The sequence below is a fragment of the Klebsiella sp. GG_Kp173 genome, from assembly GCF_040062415.1.
Taxonomy (GTDB): domain Bacteria; phylum Pseudomonadota; class Gammaproteobacteria; order Enterobacterales; family Enterobacteriaceae; genus Klebsiella; species Klebsiella quasipneumoniae.
Genome location: NZ_JBEAFZ010000020.1, coordinates 90803 through 114085, shown reverse-complemented (window position 1 = coordinate 114085; position 23283 = coordinate 90803). Strand labels below are relative to the sequence as shown.

The 23283-nt window shown below is 55.2% G+C and carries 23 protein-coding genes; 14 read left to right on the top strand and 9 right to left on the bottom strand.

What is annotated here, in order from left to right:
• Positions 1–134: 134 nt before the first annotated feature.
• Positions 135–380, bottom strand: coding sequence for a hypothetical protein (locus tag ABLU50_RS10710; RefSeq protein WP_004205369.1), 246 nt, complete (start codon positions 378–380; stop codon positions 135–137).
• A 347-nt stretch (positions 381–727) separates the two neighbouring features.
• Here ABLU50_RS10710 and yehD point away from each other — a divergent pair, with 347 nt between their 5' ends.
• The 5 genes from yehD (at position 728) to ABLU50_RS10685 (ending at position 6619) form a co-directional block, all read left to right on the top strand.
• Positions 728–1270, top strand: coding sequence for a fimbrial protein YehD (gene yehD / locus ABLU50_RS10705; protein ID WP_004205371.1), 543 nt, complete (start codon positions 728–730; stop codon positions 1268–1270).
• A gap of 61 nt (positions 1271–1331) precedes the next feature.
• Positions 1332–2015: a fimbria/pilus periplasmic chaperone gene (locus ABLU50_RS10700; RefSeq protein WP_060655693.1), complete on the top strand. Its 684-nt coding sequence runs from the start codon at positions 1332–1334 to the stop codon at positions 2013–2015.
• A gap of 12 nt (positions 2016–2027) precedes the next feature.
• Positions 2028–4508: a fimbrial biogenesis outer membrane usher protein gene (locus tag ABLU50_RS10695; RefSeq protein ID WP_087833209.1), complete on the top strand. Its 2481-nt coding sequence runs from the start codon at positions 2028–2030 to the stop codon at positions 4506–4508.
• Between the two features lie 12 nt (positions 4509–4520).
• Positions 4521–5510 carry a fimbrial protein gene (locus tag ABLU50_RS10690; RefSeq protein ID WP_057213023.1) on the top strand — a complete coding sequence of 330 codons (990 nt, stop codon included), beginning with the start codon at positions 4521–4523 and terminating at the stop codon, positions 5508–5510.
• A 152-nt stretch (positions 5511–5662) separates the two neighbouring features.
• The gene (locus tag ABLU50_RS10685) at positions 5663–6619 is read left to right on the top strand and encodes a nickel/cobalt transporter (protein ID WP_087833210.1); all 957 of its coding nucleotides are present in this window, start codon (positions 5663–5665) and stop codon (positions 6617–6619) included.
• On the opposite strand, the gene ABLU50_RS10680 is transcribed toward ABLU50_RS10685, so the two are convergent.
• Complete coding sequence (locus ABLU50_RS10680) at positions 6616–7122, bottom strand: MarR family transcriptional regulator (RefSeq protein WP_004205381.1); 507 nt, start codon at positions 7120–7122, stop codon at positions 6616–6618. The genes ABLU50_RS10685 and ABLU50_RS10680 overlap by 4 nt on opposite strands.
• 81 nt (positions 7123–7203) lie before the next feature.
• On the opposite strand from ABLU50_RS10680, the gene ABLU50_RS10675 reads away from it, so the two are divergent.
• On the top strand, positions 7204–8100 hold the full coding sequence (locus ABLU50_RS10675) for an EamA family transporter (protein ID WP_048295557.1): 897 nt from the start codon (positions 7204–7206) through the stop codon (positions 8098–8100).
• A 95-nt stretch (positions 8101–8195) separates the two neighbouring features.
• Here the strand turns inward: ABLU50_RS10675 and ABLU50_RS10670 are convergent, their stop codons facing one another.
• A complete protein-coding gene (locus ABLU50_RS10670) occupies positions 8196–8405 on the bottom strand; it encodes a DUF1471 domain-containing protein (protein ID WP_002916131.1) in 210 nt (69 codons plus the stop codon).
• Between the two features lie 705 nt (positions 8406–9110).
• On the opposite strand from ABLU50_RS10670, the gene mrkA reads away from it, so the two are divergent.
• The 5 genes from mrkA (at position 9111) to mrkF (ending at position 14649) form a co-directional block, all read left to right on the top strand.
• Positions 9111–9719 carry a type 3 fimbria major subunit MrkA gene (mrkA, locus tag ABLU50_RS10665; protein WP_000756959.1) on the top strand — a complete coding sequence of 203 codons (609 nt, stop codon included), beginning with the start codon at positions 9111–9113 and terminating at the stop codon, positions 9717–9719.
• Positions 9720–9814: 95 nt separating this feature from the next.
• Positions 9815–10516, top strand: coding sequence for a type 3 fimbria chaperone MrkB (gene mrkB / locus ABLU50_RS10660; RefSeq protein ID WP_000820818.1), 702 nt, complete (start codon positions 9815–9817; stop codon positions 10514–10516).
• 11 nt (positions 10517–10527) lie between these two features.
• On the top strand, positions 10528–13014 hold the full coding sequence (gene mrkC, locus ABLU50_RS10655; protein WP_004205384.1) for a type 3 fimbria usher protein MrkC: 2487 nt from the start codon (positions 10528–10530) through the stop codon (positions 13012–13014).
• Complete coding sequence (gene mrkD / locus ABLU50_RS10650; RefSeq protein WP_004205385.1) at positions 13005–14000, top strand: type 3 fimbria adhesin subunit MrkD; 996 nt, start codon at positions 13005–13007, stop codon at positions 13998–14000. The genes mrkC and mrkD overlap by 10 nt, the downstream gene beginning before the upstream one ends.
• 13 nt (positions 14001–14013) lie before the next feature.
• Positions 14014–14649: a type 3 fimbria minor subunit MrkF gene (gene mrkF / locus ABLU50_RS10645; RefSeq protein WP_004205386.1), complete on the top strand. Its 636-nt coding sequence runs from the start codon at positions 14014–14016 to the stop codon at positions 14647–14649.
• Between the two features lie 33 nt (positions 14650–14682).
• Here the strand turns inward: mrkF and ABLU50_RS10640 are convergent, their stop codons facing one another.
• From ABLU50_RS10640 to ABLU50_RS10615, 6 genes are all read right to left on the bottom strand, one after another.
• Entirely contained in the window at positions 14683–15399 is a 717-nt protein-coding gene (locus ABLU50_RS10640) for an EAL domain-containing protein (protein WP_023319091.1), read from the bottom strand.
• Positions 15400–15542: 143 nt separating this feature from the next.
• Entirely contained in the window at positions 15543–16115 is a 573-nt protein-coding gene (locus ABLU50_RS10635) for a LuxR C-terminal-related transcriptional regulator (protein WP_004205389.1), read from the bottom strand.
• 17 nt (positions 16116–16132) lie between these two features.
• Positions 16133–16837: a transcriptional activator MrkH gene (gene mrkH / locus ABLU50_RS10630; RefSeq protein WP_004205390.1), complete on the bottom strand. Its 705-nt coding sequence runs from the start codon at positions 16835–16837 to the stop codon at positions 16133–16135.
• 383 nt (positions 16838–17220) lie between these two features.
• Entirely contained in the window at positions 17221–18099 is an 879-nt protein-coding gene (locus ABLU50_RS10625) for an aldo/keto reductase family oxidoreductase (protein ID WP_017899257.1), read from the bottom strand.
• 120 nt (positions 18100–18219) lie between these two features.
• Positions 18220–19449 (bottom strand): amino acid permease, encoded by a 1230-nt coding sequence (locus ABLU50_RS10620; RefSeq protein ID WP_004205392.1) that lies wholly within the window; start codon positions 19447–19449, stop codon positions 18220–18222.
• A gap of 123 nt (positions 19450–19572) precedes the next feature.
• A complete protein-coding gene (locus ABLU50_RS10615; RefSeq protein WP_004205393.1) occupies positions 19573–20034 on the bottom strand; it encodes a multidrug/biocide efflux PACE transporter in 462 nt (153 codons plus the stop codon).
• Positions 20035–20136: 102 nt separating this feature from the next.
• On the opposite strand from ABLU50_RS10615, the gene ABLU50_RS10610 reads away from it, so the two are divergent.
• The 3 genes from ABLU50_RS10610 (at position 20137) to ompK26 (ending at position 23247) form a co-directional block, all read left to right on the top strand.
• Positions 20137–21006 (top strand): LysR family transcriptional regulator, encoded by an 870-nt coding sequence (locus ABLU50_RS10610; RefSeq protein ID WP_087833211.1) that lies wholly within the window; start codon positions 20137–20139, stop codon positions 21004–21006.
• 118 nt (positions 21007–21124) lie between these two features.
• Positions 21125–22303 carry an acetyl-CoA C-acetyltransferase gene (locus ABLU50_RS10605; RefSeq protein WP_004205397.1) on the top strand — a complete coding sequence of 393 codons (1179 nt, stop codon included), beginning with the start codon at positions 21125–21127 and terminating at the stop codon, positions 22301–22303.
• A gap of 248 nt (positions 22304–22551) precedes the next feature.
• Positions 22552–23247, top strand: a complete 696-nt coding sequence (gene ompK26, locus ABLU50_RS10600; RefSeq protein ID WP_004205398.1) for a KdgM family porin OmpK26 — start codon at positions 22552–22554, stop codon at positions 23245–23247.
• Positions 23248–23283 lie beyond the last annotated feature (36 nt).

Genomic DNA, 23283 nt, shown 5'->3' with positions numbered 1-23283 from the left:
TGTGGGTAATATTCTGCGGCGAGTTAAGAATAAAGAGCAGGTAGGGGATAGACGCGACGGTCCGGTGTCGCAGGCGGTGTTAAAGGCTCCGGTGGCAGAAGTCCGCGATCTGATATCCACCGGAGCAGGCTGACTTACCATTTTTCGTCACGGGCTTCCTGACGACCTTCGCGGCGGTTTTCCCGCTTATCGTGACGGCAGCTGGCGTTGCTTTGATTATTATTTCTGACGCACTCTTGCTTGGTTTCACGGCCCTGCTCGCGGCTATCCTGGCGGATATCGCGAGCGTCCTGGCGCTGGTCGCTGCGCCAGGTCGCCTGCGCCGAAAGCGAGGGCGTCAGCAGCGCGACGCACACCAGGGCGAGTAAGCATCTTTTCATGGGGGTGGCCTTAGGTTTGATAAATACAATAAATTATTAGCATTAATCGATAGAATTATCATATATTTCAGCAGAGAATAGCACGAAATGCATCGCCGCTGGCAGCAAGTTTGTTTTTTATTAAACAAGTTTGTTGACGAATTCATTCTTAAATTAGCAATCCATAATACGATATTAGTATCATGATTTTCGTATCAGGTATAAACTGAAGGGATTAATTGTCTTGATATTTATCAAGTTAATTAAATGCACATATTGTCGGTGTTTTAATTGCGTGCAATATTCACCTCATGAGTTTTTTCTCATCTCACAAGCCAAATGGATAAATAAATAAAAGGAACTATTTTATGAAGCGTTTAACTATTGCTGCAGCAGTACTGTCTACGGTATTTATGAGCGCCGGCGCTTTTGCGGAAACTGACCAGGGCGAGGTTATTATCACCGGGCGCGTTGTGGGTACGACATGTCAATTTCTTGACGGGAATAACTCTACGACCATTACGATGAACCAGGTGGGGCAGGAAAGTCTTGCCGGCCTGAGTGCCGGCGCCACCTATACCGGTATTAAAAACAGCACCACGGTGCCATTAAAATTAAAATGTACCGGTAAGCCGCCAAAAATAAGCCTGGCGCGTAACCAGTTTGATACGACTTACCCGAACATTACGAAAAATACCGTAACGGGCGGCGCATCCGGCGTCGGCTTTGTGGTGACGGCAAATAACGCCGAACTGAACGCCGACTCGCTGATCTCGCTCAATGGCGAACCCGATGAAAATGGTGTTTATACCATTGATTTTTCAGCACAGTATGCGCTGGTGGCTCAGGGTTCTTCCGTTACCCAGGGCGATGTAGAGTCGACCGTTACGCTGACCGTGGTAACCGAGTGATGTGGTAACCCGGCGTAACGCAGAGCGTTCGCCGGGTCTCTGTTTACATGGAGTGAAAGAGATGAAAGGATTCATTCTGCTGCTACTGACATTTTTCATCATCCCTGCGCAGGCGGGTATTGTGATCTATGGAACGCGTGTTATTTATCCGGCCGGTAAAAATGAGGTGATGGTACAGTTAATGAATCGCGGCGATCGCGGCGCCCTGGTTCAGGCGTGGATCGACGACGGTAATACATCCATTGCTCCGGAGAACATTCGTGTTCCTTTTCTTATCTCCCCGCCGGTGGTGCGCGTCAGAGCCAATACCGGCCAGCAGCTTAAAATTAAAGCATTAGCCAATACGTTACCGCGAAACCAGGAGAGTTTATTTTATCTCAATGTCCTTGATATCCCACCCAATGCTAGCGTGAATGATGGTAAAAATGTGGTGAAGTTTGCAATACAAAACCGGATCAAGCTGTTTTATCGCCCGGAAGGTGTCACTGGCGTTACGCAGGCCAGTTTTCATCATTTAGTCCTGCAGCAAAAAGGCAAAAACTTGTTCCTACAAAATAACAGCGCTAACTGGATCACTATTCCCGAAATTAAAACCAATAACGTTAAGGGAAACAGTAAAGCCATTATGCTGGCACCATTTTCTCAGCAAATGATCACCCTCGGTGGCAGCGTCGCCAGACAGTACAAAATAACTCTTATTGATGATTACGGAAATTATATTAGTGATAGCATCAGCGTAAAATAAAAAGAGGTGGTTATGTTAAGGATGACATCACTGGCCCTGGCGATTATTGCATCATTATTTGCTGAAGCCCTGGCAGCAGAAGAGACCTTTGATACCAACTTTATGTTCGGAGGAATGAAAGGGGTCAAAGACAGTCACTATCAGTTTACAGATGACGCGCTGGTTGCGGGCGAATATAACCTGGATGTATATGTCAATAATAAGTGGCGTGGGAAGTATGACCTGACGGTGAAGGAGCAGCCAGGGGAAAGCTGCCTGTCATTATCCCAGCTGCAGCGGCTCGGTATTAAGACCGAGGGACTGAACAAAAAGGCTCAGGCGCAATGCATCACGTTGCGCCAGGCGGTGCAGGGTGGAAAATACCATTTTGATATCTCCACCCTGACCCTCGAACTCAGCGTTCCGCAGGCGTTTGTTGATGAACTGGAGGAGGGCTATGCTTCCCCGGAAAGCTGGGACCGCGGGGTTAACGCCTTCTACACGTCCTATTATGCCAGTCAGTATTACAGCGATTATAAAAGCGCCGGGAATAACAAAAGCAGCTTTGCCCGCTTTACCAGCGGCTTAAATCTATTGGGATGGCAACTGCACTCTGACGCCAGCTATAACAATAATGATTCTGGTTCGGGTGAATGGAAGAGTAACACGCTCTATCTGGAACGAGGCTTCGGCGAGATAGAAAGTACGTTTCGCGCCGGGGATATGTACACGTCAGGGGATATTTTCGACACCGTGCGTTTTCGCGGGGTGCGCTTATATCGCGACATGCAGATGTTGCCCAACTCCAGGCGCAACTTTACGCCGATAGTCCAGGGGATTGCGCAAAGCAATGCCCTGGTGACCATTGAGCAAAATGGTTTCGTCATTTATCAGAAAGAGGTGCCGCCCGGTCCCTTTGCGATTGCTGATTTACAGATGGCCGGCGGCGGGGCCGACCTTGACGTGAGCATCAAGGAAACGGACGGGACGGTCACCCGCTATCTGGTGCCCTTTTCTTCTGTACCCAATATGCTGCAGGCTGGCGTCTCGAAATACGATCTTGCTGCCGGGCGCAGCCATATCGAAGGGGCCGATCGGCAGGCTGATTTTATCCAGGGTAGCTATCTGTATGGTGTGAATAATCTGCTCACGCTGTACGGCGGTTCGATGCTGTCCAATCACTATTCGGCTTTTACCCTCGGGACGGGCTGGAATACCTGGCTCGGCGCGATCTCTGTCGACGCCACTCAGTCGCATAGCGAACAGGATGATGGCACCTACGATGGTCAAAGCTATCAGGTGGCCTACAGTAAATTCCTGACCCCAACCCAGACCCGTTTTGGCCTGGCGGCCTACCGCTATTCGAGCCGGGATTTCCGCACCTTTAACGATCACGTGTGGGCGAAGAACAGAACTCATTATCACCGTGACGAAAACGATATCTATGATATTGCCGATTATTATCAATATGATTTCGGTAGAAAAAACTCGCTGTCGGTCAATTTAAGCCAGGCGTTGCCGGCGGGCTATGGCGCGATCTCCCTGAGCGCCCTGTGGCGCGACTACTGGGGAAAAAGCGGCAGTAATAAAGATTATCAGCTGGGGTACTCAAACACCTGGCAGCGGCTGACCTATACGCTATCGGCCAGCCAGACCTATGACGATTATCACCACCAGGATAAGCGGTTTAACCTGTATTTCTCTATTCCGTTCAGCTGGGGGGACGATCTGACCGCGCCGCGCCGTCGGTTGAATCTGTCGAACTCCACCACCTTTGATAACAGTGGCTTTGCCTCCAATAACACCGGACTCAACGGCATTGCCGGCTCCCGCGATCAGTTCAGCTACGGGGTTAACCTCAGCCATCAGCAGCAAAATAATGAAACCGCCGCGGGGGCGAATCTCACCTGGAATGCGCCGCTGGCGACCCTGAGCGGCAGCTATAGCCAGTCGTCAAACTACACGCAGGCCAGCGGGAGTCTCTCCGGTGGCGTGGTGCTCTGGTCCGGGGGCATCAATCTGGCGAATCGATTATCAGATACCTTCGCGATTTTGCAGGCGCCGGGCCTGGAGGGGGCTCGGGTGAATGGGCAGAAATATCGCACCACTAACGGGAAAGGGATTGTGCTCTATGACAACCTCACGCCGTTCCGTGAAAACGCGCTGATGCTGGATGTGTCGGATTCCCACAGTACGACGGAACTGAAGGGCAACCGGAAAATGGTGGCCCCGTATCGGGGGGCTGTGGTGGTCAGCCACTTTGATACCGACCAGCGTAAGCCGTGGTTGATTCATGCCCGACAAGCCGCGGGCGAGCCGTTGCCGTTTGGTTATGAAATCGAGGATGACCGCGGGCACAACGTCGGGGTCGTGGGGCAGGGCAGCTTATTATATATCCGCACGGATACGATTCCGTCGACGCTGAAAGTGGCTGTTGATAAAGCAAATAATCAGTACTGCACGATCACCTTTAAACAAACCATTGATGAAGCGCAGACCTATGTCTGCCGGTAAAGGACTATGACGATGAGATGGCTACTGTTTCTGCTGTTCACCTTCAGCACTTTTGGCGCCTGGGCAGGGAATTGCGACCTGAACACCAGTTATATCCAGAAAGGGATCGAAGGTTACGGTACCTATATTTTCAAACCCGTGACCCTCTCCGGCACGCTGGCGTTACGCGAGGGCACCTTTCCCAATGATGACTGGCTGTTTATCTGTAAATCATTATCGAATGTCGTTATTACCCTGACGGGAGAAGCGCAGCACAGCACCGAGTATAATTTTTTGGTAGGTCACGAAAAATATAAAATTAAATTCGACCTGTCGCCGCATAATCTTTCCGGCACCGATTTAACCGAAAAAATTTACTATAAATTATCTGACATTTTTAATGATACCGCCTCGATTAGCTATGCCATTAGTCAGGGAGAGGTCGCGGGCAGGCCGGTGATCACCCCCGGTCAGCCGTTTACGGTAAGTTATAAGCTTAATCTGAGGTACTGTCAGAACAAGGATAAAGAGTGCACTGATATCCCCATCACCTATATTTACCATATTATTCTGCAGATCAACGTAATGACCTGTGGCTTTGATAATCCGACGACGGAAATTAATATGGGTGATTATAATTTCATCGATATTAAACAGGGGACCGTAGATTACCGCCCGGAGATGATCTATATCGATTGCCGGCAGGGGGACTCCGGTATGCTGCAGCTGACGCCGGGCAAAATTGAGTACACCTTCCGGAGCGCATCGCTTCTGAAAAACGGCCTGGTGTTAGCTAACGATGAAGAGTTGTCCGCGACCGGGGCTGGTGAGGTTGGATTCCGTATTCAGGATGCCAGCGGGGCGGATATCCAGTATGACAATGGCTACCTGTACGAAACGCCTCAGGCCGCCACCCAGGGGAAAAATCCCATCATTCTCAACATCAAGCCCATGAAATATGGTGAGAATATCCGTACCGGAACAATCAAGAGCCGGGTCATTATCGTGGTGAATAACAACTAATCCCGCTTTGCCGTCGGCGGCGCTCCAGGCTAATGTTATCCCGAACGGTCAGGGAAGGCGTACCGCTCACCCTGGCCGGGAGGGCCGGTACACCGCTCGCCGGAGGTGAGAGGGGCGTCCGGCGGTTTACGTCTTTACACCATGGTATATTGATGAATACTCCGTTTGCGCAACGCGACTGGCGCCTGCTGGCCGCCGGGAGCGGCGGCCTTCTTCTGCTGGCCGCCGGCATCACCTTGCACAGCCACTGGAGCGACTTCCTCCAGTGGTGCCTCGCCACGCAAATTACCTTGCATCGCTATCTGGTGATGTACCTTCTGCTGCTGAACAACCATCAGTACAGCGGCGGCGTCTGGCTGCTGGTGGGCGCTTTTCTCTACGGCGTGCTGCACGCTATCGGACCGGGCCACGGCAAGTTTATCGTCACCACTTACCTGAGCACCAATCAGGAGAGCCTGACCGCGGCGCGGGTGGTGCCTTTTCTCGGCAGCCTGCTGCAGGGCGTCAGCGCCATCCTGTTTGTCTTTATTCTCGCGGTGGGGCTGAATCTGGCCGCTGGCGATCTCAGCGCCAGCCGCTGGTACGTCGAGAAGATCAGCGCCCTGACCATCGCCGCCTTTGGGGTTTACGTTATCTGTCGTGCGCTGCAGAGCCTGCTGCCGGGTAAAAGGAGAATACGCGCCCTGAGGCCGGCGCATCAGCATGATGCCTCGTGCGGCTGCGGGCACCACGGCGTGGGACACGACCTGCAGGGCGCCGACTGGAAGACACGCCTGGGCGTGGTGCTGGCCATCGGCGCCCGGCCCTGCAGCGGAGCGATTATGATCCTGCTGTTCGCCAACGCGCTGGGGATCGTCAGCTGGGGCATCGCCGCAGTGATGACCATGGCGCTGGGCACCGCGCTGTCGATCCTTGGTCTGTCGCTGGCGGTGCACTATGCCCGTCACCGTACCGTCAACCGGCTGACGGCGACCAGCCATCCGCGGCCCTGGCTGGTGCCGCTGGTGAAGATCCTCGGCGGGCTGGCGCTGATCCTCTTTGCCGCGGGATTATTTTTCACCGTGGTGCCGATCAGCGCTAACGGCGACTTTATCGCCGCCGGCTGTTAACGGCTCTCCAGCAGGCGCATCAATACCCGCAGCGCCTGATCCAGCTGCTGGCGCTCGCCATCGCTGAGCCCCGCCAGCAGCTGCCGTTCATTATCGACATGGGTCTCCACCGCTTCATCGATGCGTTCACGTCCGGCGGGCGTCAGGGCGACCAGCATACTGCGGGCGTCTTCCGGATTGGGCAGGCGGGTAATAAATCCGCGTTTCTCCAGCGCCTTCAGGCGATGAGTCATGGTGCCGGAGGTGATCATCAGCGTGGAGAAGAGCTGGGTAGGCGAAAGAATGAACGGCGCCCCGGCGCGGCGCAGCGTCGCCAGCATGTCAAACTCCCAGCGCACCAGCTCATGGCGTGTAAAAGCCACTTCCACCTGCGGCTCCAGCAGCATGGCGCATCGTTTCAGACGGCCAATTGGCCCCATTGGGCTGCAGTCGAGGTCCGGCCGCTCGCGCTGCCACTGGGCGAGGATCCGATCAACGGCGTCGATCGGCGGTGATTTGTCCATAAGTGCTCACTTGTCTTGATATCAAGATAATTGCGTGTACATACTTGCGGCACCAATTTAACTTGAAGTGAAGATAAAATCATGGCTTTTCTCTCGCGTAGTCTGATGCTCGACCTGCTGCTCACGGCGCTGGCGCCCGCTATCTGGGGGACGACCTACATCGTCACCTCCCAGTTTCTTCCCCCCGACCGGCCGTTTATCGCCGCCCTTCTGAGGGTTTTGCCGGCAGGCATCGCCCTGCTGATCTGGAGCCGCCGCTTTCCACAGCGCGGCGAATGGCTAAAGCTTATCGTTACCGGCATCTTAAATATCGGCGCATTTCAGGCGCTGCTGTTTATCGCCGCCTATCGCTTACCCGGCGGTCTGGCGGCAGTGATTGGCGCGATCCAGCCGCTGCTGGTGATGCTTCTCGCCTGGTGCGTAGACCGGCAGCGCTCGCCCTGGCTGGCGGTATTCTCAGCCCTCGCCGGCATACTCGGTATGGCCATGCTGCTGCTGTCGCCGCGCACCGTCCTCGACCCGCTGGGCATCGGCGCGGCGTTTCTCGGGGCGATCAGTATGGCGCTGGGCACCTGGCTCTCCCGCCGCTGGGCGCTCTCCCTGCCGATCGTCGCGTTAACCGGCTGGCAGCTGGCGATCGGCGGGGTGGTGCTGGCGCCCGTGGCGCTGATCGTTGATCCCCCTTTACAACAGGTGACAGCGCTGCAGGTGGCCGGCTATCTGTGGCTGTGCGTGGCGGGCGCGATGCTGGCCTATGGCCTGTGGTTCCGGGGGATTGGCCGTCTCTCGCCGGTGGCGGTATCGGCAATGAGCCTGCTGAGCCCGGTGACCGCCGTGGTGTTGGGGTGGATTTTCCTTGGCCAAAAGATCCAGGGGATGGCGCTGGTCGGGCTGATCGTGGTGCTGGCGAGCGTGTTGTCTATTCAGCGCGCGCTGGCGCGTCAGGCGGCGGGGGCAAAAACGAAAAAAGCCCCATAACGGGGCTCGACATTGCTGTGTGCGGGGTGGGCGGCGGGAGCCAGACCAGCCGCCCGCAGGCGGCCTGTCCGGCAGCTCCCTCTGCAACCATTCGCTTATTTAGAGAGCTCGGCGGTCATATGGACCTGGTTGCCGGTGTACGCTTCGGTGATGTGGTAGGAAGCGCCTTGTTCTTTCGCAATGGTCGCGATTTTCGCTTCTGCGCTGTCCAGGGTGTCTGCTGTTACGCTCACCGGATGGGCGAAGCTAGCGAAAGAGACCAGGGAGAGCATACCGGCAGCGGCGAGTAATTTTACGTTTTTCATGGTGTTTGTCCTTTTAACTTTTATGGTGGAAAGCGTGTTTGCTTTCGATGGGCTTATAATAAGTCTGCTAACTATAACGCGCGTGGCAAAAAGTGCGATTTAGATCACATTTTTATGGCGGTTTGATGACGGAGATATGAATGTTTCTCTATTTTTTAATTTAAAAACAATGGATTAGTGATTATTTTTTGATGGGAGTATCACGCGGACTGCCTGCGATCAGAATGTAGAAGGCGCCTCATTTACGCGGTTACCATTCATTGTATGAATTAGTTGGGCGGTTTTTAGCCGCCGTTGGGGCGGATTCGGACGATTCGCAATAGCCCTCTGGCGGCCATTTCGGCATGCTGAGACGGCCATTTCTCTCATGCCCTGGCGTTAGGCTTTCCGCGCTGTAAACATCCATCACCCCGTTTTGATCTATCAATAAACATTTATTAATAGTTATCGATTATCTGTTATATAACTTAATGAAACGTGAACAAATGTATATTTGTCGGCGAATAAATAGCATTCTTTGACGCCGATAGCACCAGCGAACTTATATTTTTAAGTTCGTTACCTGACGCCTTAAATATTGCGGCTCCCGGTCAGTCGAAGATTCTATTAGCAGTGGCATAAATCAGCATCGCCTGATGTTTCTGGTTCTATGCGAATTCACAGTGTGCTCATTGATTCGTAATTCACTCTGACAAGGAAATGGCAATGAAAAAGGTTCTTCTCTCTGCAGCAATGGCAACCGCGTTTTTTGGCATGACTGCTGCCCATGCAGCTGATACCAATGTTGGCGGCGGCCAGGTTAATTTCTTCGGTAAAGTTACCGATGTATCCTGTACTGTTTCTGTTAACGGCCAGGGCAGCGATGCGAACGTTTACCTGTCTCCGGTAACTCTGACTGAAGTTAAAGCGGCAGCAGCGGATACTTACCTGAAACCGAAATCTTTCACCATTGACGTCTCTAACTGCCAGGCTGCTGACGGCACCAAACAGGATGACGTAAGCAAACTGGGCGTAAACTGGACCGGCGGTAACCTGCTGGCTGGCGCTACCAGCAAACAACAGGGCTACCTGGCGAACACCGAAGCTTCCGGTGCTCAGAACATCCAGCTGGTACTGTCTACTGACAACGCTACCGCGCTGACCAACAAAATCATCCCGGGTGACAGCACTCAGCCGAAAGCGAAAGGCGACGCTTCCGCTGTCGCTGATGGCGCGCGTTTCACCTACTACGTAGGCTACGCCACCAGCGCGCCGACCACTGTGACCACTGGTGTGGTTAACAGCTACGCGACTTACGAAATTACTTACCAGTAATTCCGTCAGAAAATAAAACTGCCCCGCGATGGGGCAGTTAATAACAATAATAAAGCGGCGATGACCGCCGCTTGTATTTTTATTCTGAGGTCAGCATGAAGCGTATTGCCCTTTTTTTCTGTTTCATTTTTAGTTTTGCGGCCCACGCCAACAATATTATTGTTAACGGTACCCGCTTTATTTATCCAGGAAATGAAAAAGAAATAACGGTACAGCTTTCAAATAACGCCGACCGTCCGGCGCTGGCGCAGGCCTGGCTGGATAACGGCGATGCCGATGCCACACCGGATACCATTACCACCCCGTTTATTATCACCCCGCCGATTTCGCGCGTTGACGCCAAGAGCGGCCAGACGCTGCGTATTAAGCTCGGCAGCAGCGCCGGTCTGGCGAAAGATAAAGAGACGCTGTGGTGGCTGAATCTGTTGGAAATTCCGCCGGTGGTGGCCAATCAGAAAAATGAAGGCCAGAACGTGCTGCAGCTGGCGATCCGTTCGCGCTTTAAATTTATTTATCGTCCTGCCGGACTGGGCAACCGCGATGCGGCGGCCGAGAAGCTGACCCTGACCGCCAGCGGCAGTAGTCTCGCCATCAACAACCCGACGCCGTTCTACATTACCGTCAGCCGTATTTCCCGCGACGGCGGTAAAGCCCTGAACAGCAAAACCGTGATGCTGGCGCCGCAGTCCAGCCAGACGGTGGCGCTTTCCTCCGCCGTCAACCGCGGCGAAACCCTGACCGTTAACAACATTAATGACTATGGCGCCGATGTCGCAGTGAAAGTGGCCGTTAAATAAGGGAAAAGCTAATGAAGCAGAGGTCATTCTGCCCGGGAAGATTAAGCACCGCGATCGCCATCGCGCTGTGCTGCTTTCCGCCATTTTCCAGCGGACAGGAAAACCCGGGAACGGTATATCAATTTAACGACGGCTTTATTGTCGGCAGTCGCGAAAAGGTCGACCTGTCACGCTTCTCGACCAGCGCGATTACCGAAGGCACTTACTCCCTTGACGTCTACACCAACGACGAATGGAAAGGGCGCTACGATCTGCGCATCGCGCGCGACAAAGACGGTAACCTCGGGGTCTGCTACACCAAAGCGATGCTGACGCAGTACGGCATCGCGGCGGAAAAGCTCAATCCGCAGCTGAGCGAACAGGAAGGCTACTGCGGTAGCCTCAAATCCTGGCGCAACGAAGACAACGTCAAAGACAACCTGGTCCAGTCCTCCCTGCGGTTGAACATTTCGGTGCCGCAGATCTATGAAGATCAACGCCTGAAAAACTATGTCAGCCCGGAGTTCTGGGACAAAGGCATTACCGCGCTTAATCTTGGCTGGATGGCCAACGCCTGGAACAGCCACACCTCTTCGGTCGGCGGTTCGGATAACAGCAGCGCCTACCTTGGCGTCAATGCCGGCCTGTCGTGGGACGGCTGGCTGCTGAAGCATATCGGTAACCTGAACTGGCAGCAGCAGCAGGGTAAAGCGCACTGGAACAGCAACCAGACCTATCTCCAGCGGCCGATCCCGCAGATCAACTCCATCGTCAGCGGTGGGCAGATCTTTACCAATGGTGAATTTTTCGACACCATCGGTCTGCGTGGGGTTAATCTTTCCACCGATGACAATATGTTCCCGGACGGCATGCGCTCCTATGCCCCGGAAATTCGCGGCGTGGCGCAGAGCAACGCCCTCGTCACCGTGCGCCAGGGCAGCAACATTATCTATCAGACCACCGTTCCGCCGGGGCCGTTTACCCTGCAGGATGTCTATCCATCCGGCTATGGCAGCGATCTTGAGGTTTCAGTTAAAGAGGCGGATGGCTCGGTGGAAGTGTTCAGCGTGCCTTACGCCTCCGTTGCTCAGCTGCTGCGTCCGGGCATGACCCGCTACGCGCTCTCCGCCGGTAAAGTGGACGACAGCGGGCTGCGCAATAAGCCGATGCTCTATCAGGCGACCTGGCAGCACGGGATCAATAACCTGCTGACCGGCTATACCGGGGTCACCGGCTTTGACGACTATCAGGCCTTCCTGGTGGGCACCGGGATGAACACCGGGATCGGCGCCCTCTCTTTTGACGTCACCCATTCTCGGCTGAAAAGCGATAGCCATGATGACTCGGGGCAGAGCTATCGCGCCACCTTTAACCGCATGTTCACCGATACCCAGACCAGCATCGTGCTGGCGGCGTATCGCTACTCGACGAAAGGTTATTACAACCTCAACGACGCGCTGTACGCCGTCGATCAGGAAAAAAACAGCCGCAGCAACTACACCCTGTGGCGGCAAAAAAACGGCATGACCTTCACGGTAAACCAGAACCTGCCTGACGGCTGGGGCGGGTTTTATCTCAGCGGTCGTATTTCCGATTACTGGAACCGCTCCGGGACCGAGAAGCAGTATCAGGTCAGCTATAACAATTCGTTTGGTCGTCTCTCCTGGTCGGCGAGCGCCCAGCGCGTCTATACCCCGGACAGCTCCGGCCATCGCCGCGACGATCGCATTTCACTCAACTTCAGCTACCCGCTGTGGTTTGGCGACAACCGCACCGCCAACCTGACGTCGAATACCTCGTTCAACAACTCGCGCTTTGCCAGCTCGCAGATTGGTATCAACGGTTCGCTGGACAGTGAAAACAACCTTAACTACGGCGTGTCGACCACCACCGCCACCGGCGGTCAGCATGATGTGGCGCTCAACGGCAGCTACCGTACGCCATGGACCACCCTCAACGGCAGCTACAGCCAGGGCGAAGGCTATCGTCAGAGCGGCATTGGCGCCAGCGGGACGATGATCGCCCACAGCGGCGGCGTGGTGCTCTCACCGGAAAGCGGCTCGACGATGGCGCTGATTGAAGCCAAAGACGCGGCCGGCGCTATGCTCCCGGGATCGCCGGGCACCCGCGTGGACAGCAATGGTTACGCCATCCTGCCGTATCTGCGCCCGTACCGAATTAACGCCGTCGAGATCGACCCGAAAGGCAGCCATGACGACGTGGCCTTCGATCGCACCGTGGCGCAGGTTGTGCCGTGGGAAGGCAGCGTGGTTAAGGTGGCGTTTGGCACCACGGTGCAGAACAACCTCACCCTGCAGGCGCGCCAGGCGAACCATGAGCCGCTGCCGTTTGCGGCGAGTATTTTCTCCCCCGACGGCAAGGAGATCGGCGTCGTCGGTCAGGGCAGCATGATGTTTATCAGCGATGCGAACGCCAAACGCGCGATTGTGAAGTGGAGCGGCGGGCAGTGTTCGGTGGATCTGGGACAGCAAACAACAAAGGATAGCGTATGTCGCTGAGGAAATTACTGACGCTTTTTATCGTCTTAATGGCGCTGGGCACCACCTCGTCCTGGGCCGTCTGTACGCGCCTTTCTTCGCCAACGGTGATGCTGGACATGGTGGTGGGCAGGGTGGTGGTGCCCCCGGATCTGCCGGTGGGTTCGGTGATCCTCACCCGCGACTGGACGATGAGCGCCCCCGGCGGGGCGAGCTATCGCTGTACCTCTGGCACCAACCGCTTCGCGGCGAAGATCGTGTCGCCAGGGGCCACGGACCTGGGGAATAAAATTTATTCCACCAACGTGCCGGGAATTGGTATGCGTTTCAGCCGCGGCGGCGCGACGGTGAATATCGTCTATCCCGACGTCTATTCGTCCCGAGTGTATAACACCACCAACTATTCCCTTGAAGGATCACGTTTTACGCTGGAGATTATCAAAACCGCGGCAACCACCGGCAGCGGTACCCTCGCGGCGGGAAAATACACCTCCTACGACTGGGAGAGCGGCGGCAACCCGATCCTCGAAACCTATCTGAGCGCCAACGCGATCACCGTGGTCTCGCCCTCCTGTTCGGTATTGAGTGGGAAAAATATGAATGTTGATGTGGGCGCCATCAGACGTACTGACCTGAAAGGGGTTGGCACCACCGCGGGCGGGAAGGATTTTAATATTGAGCTGCAGTGCAGCGGCGGCCTGAGTGAAACGGGATATGCCAACATCAGCACCTCTTTCTCCGGCACCCTAGCTACCAGCACCACCGCCACCATGGGCGCCTTGCTGAATGAAAAGGCCGGCAGCGGGATGGCGAAAGGCGTCGGCATCCAGGTGCTGAAGGATGGATCCCCGCTGCAGTTTAATAAGAAATATACCGTTGGCCGCTTGAATAATCAGGAGACCCGCTACATCACCATACCGCTACACGCGCGCTTTTATCAGTATGGCCCGACGACCAGCACCGGCGAGGTGGAGTCGCATATGATCTTTAACCTGACGTACGATTAATACGGGAGGGGGAATGAAGGGATTGCCGAAACATACTATCGCGTGGCTGCTGCTCTGCGGCAGCCTCGCCGTCCCCTCGGCGTGGGGTTTCGAGACCAATTACGACCGCGGACGGGTCGATTTTGCCGGGCGGGTGACGGATATCTCCTGCAGCGTCGCGCTCAATGGCGGCCAGCATGCCGGCAGCGGCAACGTCTGGCTGGCGCCGGTCAGCCTGGCGGAAGTGCACGATCGCGGGGCCGGCGCGTTTATGAAGCCGCAGCCTTTTACCCTGGCGCTGTCAAACTGCCAGCTACGTCATGACGGCGGCGCCGCTTCGCAGGACGAGGTGCGTCGGGTCAGCGTTCGCTGGATCGACGGTTTTTTACTGACGGCGGTCGGCAATGAGAACGCGGGCTATCTGGCCAATACCTTGCCAGACGGCGCGCAGAATATTTATCTGGCGCTGTCGACCAATGATAATAATACGCTGGATAAGAGTAATAAAATTGTCCCTGCGGATCCGCAGCAAAATCAGGTGCATTTACAGGAAAACGCGGTCAGCGGCGGCCTGTTCACCTATTATGTGGGCTACGTTTCGCCGACCCCGAAAAGCGCCACCAGCGGGCCAATTACCAGCTGGGCAACGTGGGAATTAGTTTATAATTAAGCGGGACGAAAAAGCCGGGCAAGCCCGGCTTTTTTATATGCCAATATCGTCGGCAACCAGTTGCTCAATGCTGACTTCCTGCCAGTAATGCCCCTGAATAGCAAACCACTCCATACCCTGCAGCCATTTTTTATGGGCTTCGCTTTCCACGCCTTCAATAATCACGTTGTGATGATTGCGGGATAAAAAGGTGACCAGCGCATCCATCAGCTGACGGCCGGACTCTTTGCGCATCAGATGCCAGAAAAAATCTTTATCAATTTTGACATAGTCAAAATGATAACCGCTGATGGCGTTAATCCCCGCGTAGCCAGAGCCGAAGTCATCGAGCCACAGCGAGGTATCCTGCGGGCTTTGCCAGGCGGCCAGGGAATTATTCAGAAGTTTCTCGGCGTTTTCGGTCACTTCAAAATGGACACAGGTCAGGGCGGCGATTTTCTCTTTTATTTCCTTCTGGCGCAGCAGAGTCAGGAGATGGTCATCAACGTTAATGGTAGCGGAAATATGGTTACGTAAAAACCATGCTTTATGCTGTTCAATCAACCCCAGTTGCTCGAGAAAAATACGTTCACGAACTGCCGCGGTGGCATGGCGGAAAAAATATTCTGGCGAAACGGGAAGATTATCGAAGCGGCTTAAGCATTCAACCGCGACTAAGGTACCTTGTGGGGAAAACATTTTCTGAAAGACGTAGCGTACAGCGATATCATTACGAGATAAAATGTTGTCTTCGAATATTTTAGTGTTCATTATCCCTCTTCACGAGGTTAGTCAGACAATAAGCAGAGGATAGGTTAATTATAGGCTACCTGATGATTAATGGGAATGGCAGGAAATGTAAATCAACAACGAATAAGTACGCTTTATCCGCTATTGATTTACCTCTGCGTAATTTAACATTGATGGAGGGCGGCAATACGCTGGTTCATCGTGCGGGAATTATCAATGCCCAGCTTTTGCATGATATGGATTCGATGGCTGTGGACCGTTTTATGGGCAATGCCGAGCAGGGCGGCAATCCGCTTATTATTATTATTGGCAATCAGCAGCTCGAGGATCTGGCACTCCCGCGGCGACAGCTGTTTGCGCAATCGTCGCGGCGGTTGTTCGCTGGCGCCCTTCGCCCGCTGGATAATAGAAGCAAACATAGATAGCGGCGATTTTTCACTAATAATCATGGCATTATCGACGGTTATTAACTCTCTGCACAGTCCGGCAATGTCGCTTTTTATCATCAGCACCGGCTGCTGGCAGCGTTGCAGGGAAAGGCGGAGCGCATTCAATAGATCAACGATTCTGATGGCAGAAATATCCTTATTGATTAAATTGAAAATAACCGTTTGGGCCTCAGGCAGCTGTTTCCCATGGATGACTTCGTCATAGCCAAAACGGGTGGCGTTTTCATGACTATCAATAAGGTAGTGATAGATTGAGTGACCAATGAGATTATCATTGGTGTACAGCAATATACTTTCCAAGGGTATCAGATTCTCTTTTTTCGCTTGGCTTCTAAGATCAGGTCCAGCAGAATTTTCTCTATTCTGCGCTGGTCGTCGAGATGGCGGAACTTAAACTGGCAGGATATCTGATAGTAGCTTTCGCTCTCTTCATTAGGGTCATCAAGGGTGATAATAATGACATTCTTTACCACCAGGTCGATGGTGATCTCGCCATATTCCGCCAGCATCAGTACGGCGTTTTTCAGCAATGCGTTATGACTGAGGAATTTCAGATTCGGCGTTTTGGTCATCAGTGCGCAACCGCCGTCTGAAATGTCCTTGATGTCGAAAAGATAGTTTTCGCCATTTTTATGGCGACCGCGGCAATAAAAATCATGCTCGTGGCGTAAACGAAAGCGGGGATCGCGGCGACGCTGCACCACCTGCAGGCATTCAGGCAAGGAAAAGGCGTAGCGGATACCTTTATCGACACCGCTATTGTCATGTTTTGTCAGGGCCGCATTAAACTCTATTTTCCCTGAATCGCTATGCAGGAGAAAGCGAATTTTATGCCCTGGCGGGATTTTGCGATGGGTCTGAATATGGAACTCGGCAAAGTCCACGCGCGTCAGTTGGGTTATGATACTGGTGTTGTTAAAAAATATTTCAATTTCAGTGCGTTTGCGCAACTCCTCTCTGAAAATAGCAATAATTTCATACTTACTGGTCTTTATCGTTCCCTCTGTCATGTGCATCCCTTGTAAATAGTTGTCGTGAGGCGTTTGATTTTTCTTATAGCAATAGCAACATTCTGATTGGGTTAATCAGATGTTTTTATGAGCGTTTGATGTTATTGACTATCTTTGCAGCCAGATTGATATGTATAAACTTGGAATTCGATATTGTGTTTCCTGTAATCAAGCGTTTCAAATTTTGGTCATGACAAAAACGACAACGGCCTCCAAGCTGGAGACCGGTCGAAGGATAAAAAACTTAAGTTTAATTAACGGGGATAATGAGAGAACGATCGTCGATCACGCCCCATTTGTAGGATCTATAGTGCCAGCAGTGATGAGGTTTTTCCAGGCAAATATTGAGGAGGGAAGTCGTTCCCTCCTTTCGGCCTGATGGGTCAGGGATGCTTGCGGGTGGCGATATTATCCAGGGTGCGCAGCGCATCCGCCGGCAGAATTAGCCCGGCGGCGGCAATATTTTCCGCCAGGTGCGTCCGGGATGAGGTGCCTGGGATCAGCAGAATATTGGGCGCGCGCTGGAGTAGCCAGGCGAGGGCGACCTGCATCGGCGTCGCCTCAAGCGAGGCCGCGACCTCGTTCAGCTCCTGCGCCTGCAGGGGGGTAAAACCGCCCAACGGGAAGAAGGGAACCCAGGCGATGTGCTGGGCGGCCAGCGCATCCACCAGCGCGTCGTCGGCGCGATGGGCAATGTTATAGAGGTTTTGCACGCAGACGATAGGCGTCATTTTCTGTGCATCCGCCACCTGCTTTGCCGTCACGTTGCTGAGGCCAATATGGCGGATCAATCCTCGCTCCTTCAGCTCCAGCAGGGTGGCGAGCGGCGCCTCCAGCGACCCTTCCACCGGACCGTGGGGGCTCAACATACTGCGCAGGTTCACCACCTCCAGCACGTCGAGCCCCAGGTGACGCAAATTGTCCTCGACGGCCTGGGTCAGTTCAGCGGGCGACATGGCTGGCAGCCAGTTGCCTTTCTCGTCACGGCGGGCGCTGACCTTGGTGACAATGCACAGATCGTCGGGGTAGGGGTGGAGCGCTTTGCGGATCAGCTGATTGGTCACATGGGGGCCATAGAAATCCGAGGTATCGATATGGTTTACCCCGGCTTCGACGGCGGCCTGCAGCACGCGCACCGCTTCTTCTGGATCTTTCGGCGGGCCGAAAACGCCGGGGCCGGCCAGCTGCATGGCGCCGTAACCCAACCGATAGACCTGGCGATCGCCGAGCGTGCCGCGACCGGATAAGGTGACACTGGACATAGGAACTCTCCTCACGGTGGCTAAGCCGTAAGTGTAATGCGCTAACAAGGAAGAGAAGGGTGAGAATATTGTCAGAATGTGCGACAGCGGCTCAGGCAAGCCGCTGTCGCCGGAGACGGATTAGCCGAAGAACATCACGGAGACGCAGAGCAGGCCGACCACCAGAGTGATGGCGTTACCCACCGAGCGATACGGTTTCAGCGCCGGGATAAGCCAGGTTGACAGCGTGGGCATGATAAACAGGATCATGGCGATAAGCGGTCCGCTGATGGCGTAGATCATCGAGATCGCATTCGGGTTGATAAAGCACACCGCAAAGGTGAAGGCAGAGACCAGCATGATCGACATCGCGCGGTTGAAGGCGCGGCTCTTGCGCACGCCCATCAGGCCCAGCGAGCTTTTGACGATTTCGCTGGCGCCTTCAATGACCCCGAAGTAGGTGCCGAGAAAGGATTTCGACATGGCGACCACGGCGACAATAATGCCGGTCACCGCCAGCCAGCCCGGCGCGCCCGGCACCATCGACAGGGCGGAGAGGATGGTCACCCCCTGATCGCGGGCGGTCTCAATATAGGTCGCCGGGATGGCCAGCAGGCAGCTGAAGACGAAAAACAGCACGCTGGCGCAGATGATGGTATAGGCCACCTTCATGATTTTTTTGCATTTACCCATGGCCAGGTCGCCGTGCTTCTCCTGCTGGTCGATAGCAAAAGTCGAGATGATCGGCGTATGGCTAAAAGCGAAAACCATCACGGGTATGGAGATCCAGACCTGGTGGAGCGTCTGCGAGCTGAACTGCATCTGGCTGGTGAGATGTTCCGGATGCCAGTCGCGGATTAAATAGAGGGAGAGAAACAGGAAGCAGGCGATAAGCGGGAAGACCAGAAAGCCCATCACCTTGATGGTGATTTGCCGGCCCATGAGAAAGATCAGGTTAAGGACAAGCACGACCCCCAGGCTCAGCAGCGCGCGTAGCGCAGGCGTCATCGGCGTGCGATGTGCCACCTGCTCGGCCAGCGAGTTGGTGATGGCCACGGCGTAGATCAGCACGACCACAAAGAAGGCGAGGAAATAGAGCCCGGTGATCAGGTTGCCAATTTTCTTACCATAGTAGTGATTTACTGCGCCGGTGATCCCGGTTCCCGGCGCGATATTGGCCGAGAGAATAAACTGGCTCAGCGCTTTGTGAGGCCAGTAGGTGAGCGGCCAGGCGACCAGCGCGGTGATGAAAAGGACAATGGCGCCAGCCGAACCCAGCTGGATCGGTAGAAATAGCGTCCCAGCGCCTACTGCAGTGCCATATAAGGCAAAACTCCATAGAGTTTCTTCTTTAGACCAAATTTTAGACATTATGCGACTTTATCAACCGTCAAACCAAAAAAAAGGAGTGCAATTTACCATATTTATGGTTCGTCTGTTGCGATAGTTTTTGGTGATAAAGTGGCAGCGGATCGCGAAGGATCCGCCGCGAGGCTAGCCGCGCGCCGCCTGGCGCGGGCGGCGACGACGGATCACGCGCTCGCGCAGGGTGTCCCAGACCCAATTAAACGCCATGGTGTAGGGCAGGAAGAAGAGCATGAAGCCGATCTCCAGCATAAACGCCTGCAGCAGCGATACCCCCAGCACGATGGCCACCATGGTGACGCCGATGATAACAAAGCCGGTCTCGAAGCCGATCGCGTGCAGCGCCCGCACTTTCAGCCGGCGAGGGACGCGGGAGACTGGCCATAGGCGATCGAAAGCCGCGTTATAAATGATGTTCCATACCATCGCCAGGGTGGCGAGCAGAATGCTCAGTCCGCCCATCTCCACCACCGAACGCTGCATCAGCCAGGCGGCGGTGGGAGCGAGGATCAGCGTCGCCAGCCCTTCGAAGGTGATGGCGTGGATAACGCGCTCGGTGAGCGTCTTGCGCTGATGTGGGGTCTGTTGCATGGCGAGCTACCTCCAGTTTTAGCCTGAACAGGAAATTACCCGGCAGTTTATGGAAAAATATGATAAACAAAAGATAGAAACCATCGATAAAGTAGATACATCATGCGTTATTCACCGGAAGCGTTAACCGCCTTTGTCGAGGCCGTTGACAGCGGGTCGTTCTCCGCCGCCGCCCGTCGCCTGCGCAAAAGCCAGTCGACGATCAGTACCGCTATCGCCAACCTGGAGGCTGACCTCGGGGTGACCCTCTTCGATCGGGCAACGCGGCAGCCGACGCTGACGCCGCAGGGGGAGCAGGTGCTGAGCTATGTCAAAGCGATCCTCGCCGCCAGCGAGCGGCTGGATGAGCTGGCGGTATCGTTGTCCGGCGAGACGGAGCCGCGGCTGACCTTTGTGCTCTCGGACACCCTGCACCCGGACGTGCTGGAAGATCTGCTGGTGCAGTTTGACCGCCGCTTCCCTCATACCGAATTCGAGTGTTTGATTGGCGAAGATGAGGACGTGATCGATCTCCTGCAAAAATCCCGCGCCCAGGTGGGACTGATTGAGGCGAGAGAGCGCTACCCGACCGATATCGGCAGCACCCGCCTGCCGCTGCAGACGGCGATGGGCATTTACGTGGCGCCTGACCATCCGCTGGCGGGGCAGGGCAAGGTTGTCTGGGATGAGCTGCGCAGCTGGCGCGAGCTGCGTTTGAGCACCTTTCTGGCCAGCGCGACGGAGCCTGCCGCCGGGCAGGTCTGGTCGGCGCCAAACTACCTGCTGCTGCTCAGCATGGCGGTGCAGGGCTTCGGCTGGTGCATTCTGCCCTGTGCGCTGGTGGCGGAGTTTGCGCCGCAGGGCGGACTGGTGGCGCTCGATATCCCCGGCTGGCCGCGGGCGATTTCGGTGGATTTGCTGTGGAATAAGAAAGCGCCGCCCGGGGCGGCCGGCAGCTGGCTGCGTCAGTATCTGCAGCGGCGTGAGCGTTAACGAATAGCTATTTCTTTGTGATTGGCTTCACTTTTTTTAAACAATTACAAAGTTTTTTGATAACAATTATCTAGTATATCGCTGTTTCTTTGCGCAAAAGCACGGGCAGGGGTAGAGGATGAAGGATGTCGTGATCGTCGGGGCGCTACGTACGCCGATTGGCTGCTTTCAGGGCGCGTTATCGCGCCATTCAGCCGTTGAGCTGGGCAGCGTGGTGGTGAAGGCGCTGGTGGAGAAGACGGGAATCGATCCGCAGAGCGTGGATGAGGTGATCCTCGGCCAGGTGCTGACCGCGGGAACCGGGCAAAACCCGGCCCGTCAGTCTGCTATTCGCGGCGGGTTGCCCAACACCGTATCGGCGATCACCATTAACGACGTCTGCGGTTCCGGCCTGAAAGCCCTGCACCTCGCCACCCAGGCGATCCAGTGCGGAGAGGCGGACGTGGTGATCGCCGGCGGCCAGGAGAACATGAGCCGCGCTCCGCATGTCCTCACCGACAGCCGCACCGGCGCCCAGCTGGGCAACAGCCAGCTGATTGACAGCCTGGTCCATGACGGCCTGTGGGACGCCTTCAACGATTATCATATGGGCGTCACGGCGGAGAACCTCGCCCGGGAATATGGCATCAGCCGCGAACTGCAGGACGCCTGGGCGCTCAGCTCGCAGCAGAAGGCGCGCAAGGCGATTGATTCCGGACGCTTTCGCGATGAGATTGTCCCGGTCGTTACCGAGCATAACGGCGCGGCGCGCACCGTGGATACCGATGAACAACCGCGGGTGGATGCCAGCGCGGAAGGGCTGGCCAGCCTGCAGCCTACCTTCGATCGTCTCGGATCGGTAACCGCCGGCAACGCCTCCAGCATCAATGACGGCGCGGCGGCGGTGATGATGATGAGTGAGGCGAAAGCCGAGGCGCTGGGGCTGCCGATCCTTGCGCGGATCCGCGCCTTCGCCAGCGTCGGCGTCGATCCGGCGCTGATGGGCATCGCGCCGGTGCACGCCACTCGTCGCTGTCTTGAGCGGGCCGGCTGGCGGCTGGACGACGTCGATCTGATCGAAGCCAATGAGGCCTTTGCCGCTCAGGCTATCTCCGTTGGCCGGGTACTGGAGTGGGATGAGCGACGGGTCAACGTTAACGGCGGCGCGATCGCCCTCGGCCACCCCATCGGCGCCTCCGGCTGTCGGATTCTGGTGTCGCTGGTGCATGAAATGATCAAGCGCGATGCGCGTAAAGGGCTGGCGACGCTGTGCATCGGCGGCGGTCAGGGCGTGGCGCTGGCGGTAGAACGCGCGTAGCGCTGCATGTCGATTTCCATGGCCTCCTGCGGGAGGCCTTTTTTATGCGCCGCGCTTTGCCGACCCCTCTTTTTTCTCCCGTATTTCCCTCACCCACCGCCAATTTATTGAGATCCGTCACGTCTTGTTGTGCCACCTTTTTTGAAACAAATAACTACGATCCTGGTCACTAAAACTAAGGTGCTTAAAAAATAAAATAATGTTTCATAAAAACGAAATGACATTTTATTTATTATAAGGGGTACCCTATGTTGAAACGATCTCTGGTTCTGGCCGCCCTCTGCGGTATGTCTTTTGCGGCAACCGCGGTCACGATAGATTTACGTCATGAATTTATTGATGGCGGCAAGAGCGATAAAAGCAATGCTGACCGCGTCTCGGTGTCCCACCGCTTCGCCAACGGGCTAGGCTTTACCGTAGAGGCCAAATGGCGTTCAGGCGGCGACAACGGTTCGCAACCCTATTCGGACGTGGTGGGCAACGGCCATGAAGACACCATCAGCTGGCGCTGGAAAGCGACATCGAACCTGTTCCTCACCCCCGGATTTACCATAGAGAGCAACGACAGCCGCTCCATCTACAAGCCGCACCTGCACGTACAATACAGTTTCGACAATGGCTTCTATGTCGCCGCTCGCTATCGCTATGAGTACACCCGCTATCCGAATGATGCCGGCAAAGATGATGACAAGGTGAATCGCGGCGACGCGTGGGCCGGGTTTGCTCTCGGCGACTGGCGCACCGAGCTGAACTATGTCTATGCCCGCAGTTCGGAAGGGGTGAATCGTAACGACAACAAACCCTACTCGCAGGAATATAACGTGAAGGTGGCCTATAAGCTGGATAACAACTGGTCGCCGTATGGTGAAATCGGCAACGTCGGCGTGAATGACCGCAGCGATCGTCAGACCCGTTTCCGCGTCGGGGTGGCTTACTCGTTCTGATTTCCATCAGGCCCTCATCGTCTGTTTTCCCCGGCG

Excerpts from the sequence above, each read along its gene's own strand:
- ABLU50_RS10710 (WP_004205369.1), bottom strand. The coding sequence starts at position 380 with ATGAAAAGATGCTTACTCGCCCTGGTGTGCGTCGCGCTGCTGACGCCC.
- yehD (WP_004205371.1), top strand. The coding sequence starts at position 728 with ATGAAGCGTTTAACTATTGCTGCAGCAGTACTGTCTACGGTATTTATG.
- ABLU50_RS10700 (WP_060655693.1), top strand. The coding sequence starts at position 1,332 with ATGAAAGGATTCATTCTGCTGCTACTGACATTTTTCATCATCCCTGCG.
- ABLU50_RS10695 (WP_087833209.1), top strand. The coding sequence starts at position 2,028 with ATGTTAAGGATGACATCACTGGCCCTGGCGATTATTGCATCATTATTT.
- ABLU50_RS10690 (WP_057213023.1), top strand. The coding sequence starts at position 4,521 with ATGAGATGGCTACTGTTTCTGCTGTTCACCTTCAGCACTTTTGGCGCC.
- ABLU50_RS10685 (WP_087833210.1), top strand. The coding sequence starts at position 5,663 with ATGAATACTCCGTTTGCGCAACGCGACTGGCGCCTGCTGGCCGCCGGG.
- ABLU50_RS10680 (WP_004205381.1), bottom strand. The coding sequence starts at position 7,122 with ATGGACAAATCACCGCCGATCGACGCCGTTGATCGGATCCTCGCCCAG.
- ABLU50_RS10675 (WP_048295557.1), top strand. The coding sequence starts at position 7,204 with ATGGCTTTTCTCTCGCGTAGTCTGATGCTCGACCTGCTGCTCACGGCG.
- ABLU50_RS10670 (WP_002916131.1), bottom strand. The coding sequence starts at position 8,405 with ATGAAAAACGTAAAATTACTCGCCGCTGCCGGTATGCTCTCCCTGGTC.
- mrkA (WP_000756959.1), top strand. The coding sequence starts at position 9,111 with ATGAAAAAGGTTCTTCTCTCTGCAGCAATGGCAACCGCGTTTTTTGGC.
- mrkB (WP_000820818.1), top strand. The coding sequence starts at position 9,815 with ATGAAGCGTATTGCCCTTTTTTTCTGTTTCATTTTTAGTTTTGCGGCC.
- mrkC (WP_004205384.1), top strand. The coding sequence starts at position 10,528 with ATGAAGCAGAGGTCATTCTGCCCGGGAAGATTAAGCACCGCGATCGCC.
- mrkD (WP_004205385.1), top strand. The coding sequence starts at position 13,005 with ATGTCGCTGAGGAAATTACTGACGCTTTTTATCGTCTTAATGGCGCTG.
- mrkF (WP_004205386.1), top strand. The coding sequence starts at position 14,014 with ATGAAGGGATTGCCGAAACATACTATCGCGTGGCTGCTGCTCTGCGGC.
- ABLU50_RS10640 (WP_023319091.1), bottom strand. The coding sequence starts at position 15,399 with ATGAACACTAAAATATTCGAAGACAACATTTTATCTCGTAATGATATC.
- mrkH (WP_004205390.1), bottom strand. The coding sequence starts at position 16,837 with ATGACAGAGGGAACGATAAAGACCAGTAAGTATGAAATTATTGCTATT.
- ABLU50_RS10625 (WP_017899257.1), bottom strand. The coding sequence starts at position 18,099 with ATGTCCAGTGTCACCTTATCCGGTCGCGGCACGCTCGGCGATCGCCAG.
- ABLU50_RS10620 (WP_004205392.1), bottom strand. The coding sequence starts at position 19,449 with ATGTCTAAAATTTGGTCTAAAGAAGAAACTCTATGGAGTTTTGCCTTA.
- ABLU50_RS10615 (WP_004205393.1), bottom strand. The coding sequence starts at position 20,034 with ATGCAACAGACCCCACATCAGCGCAAGACGCTCACCGAGCGCGTTATC.
- ABLU50_RS10610 (WP_087833211.1), top strand. The coding sequence starts at position 20,137 with ATGCGTTATTCACCGGAAGCGTTAACCGCCTTTGTCGAGGCCGTTGAC.
- ABLU50_RS10605 (WP_004205397.1), top strand. The coding sequence starts at position 21,125 with ATGAAGGATGTCGTGATCGTCGGGGCGCTACGTACGCCGATTGGCTGC.
- ompK26 (WP_004205398.1), top strand. The coding sequence starts at position 22,552 with ATGTTGAAACGATCTCTGGTTCTGGCCGCCCTCTGCGGTATGTCTTTT.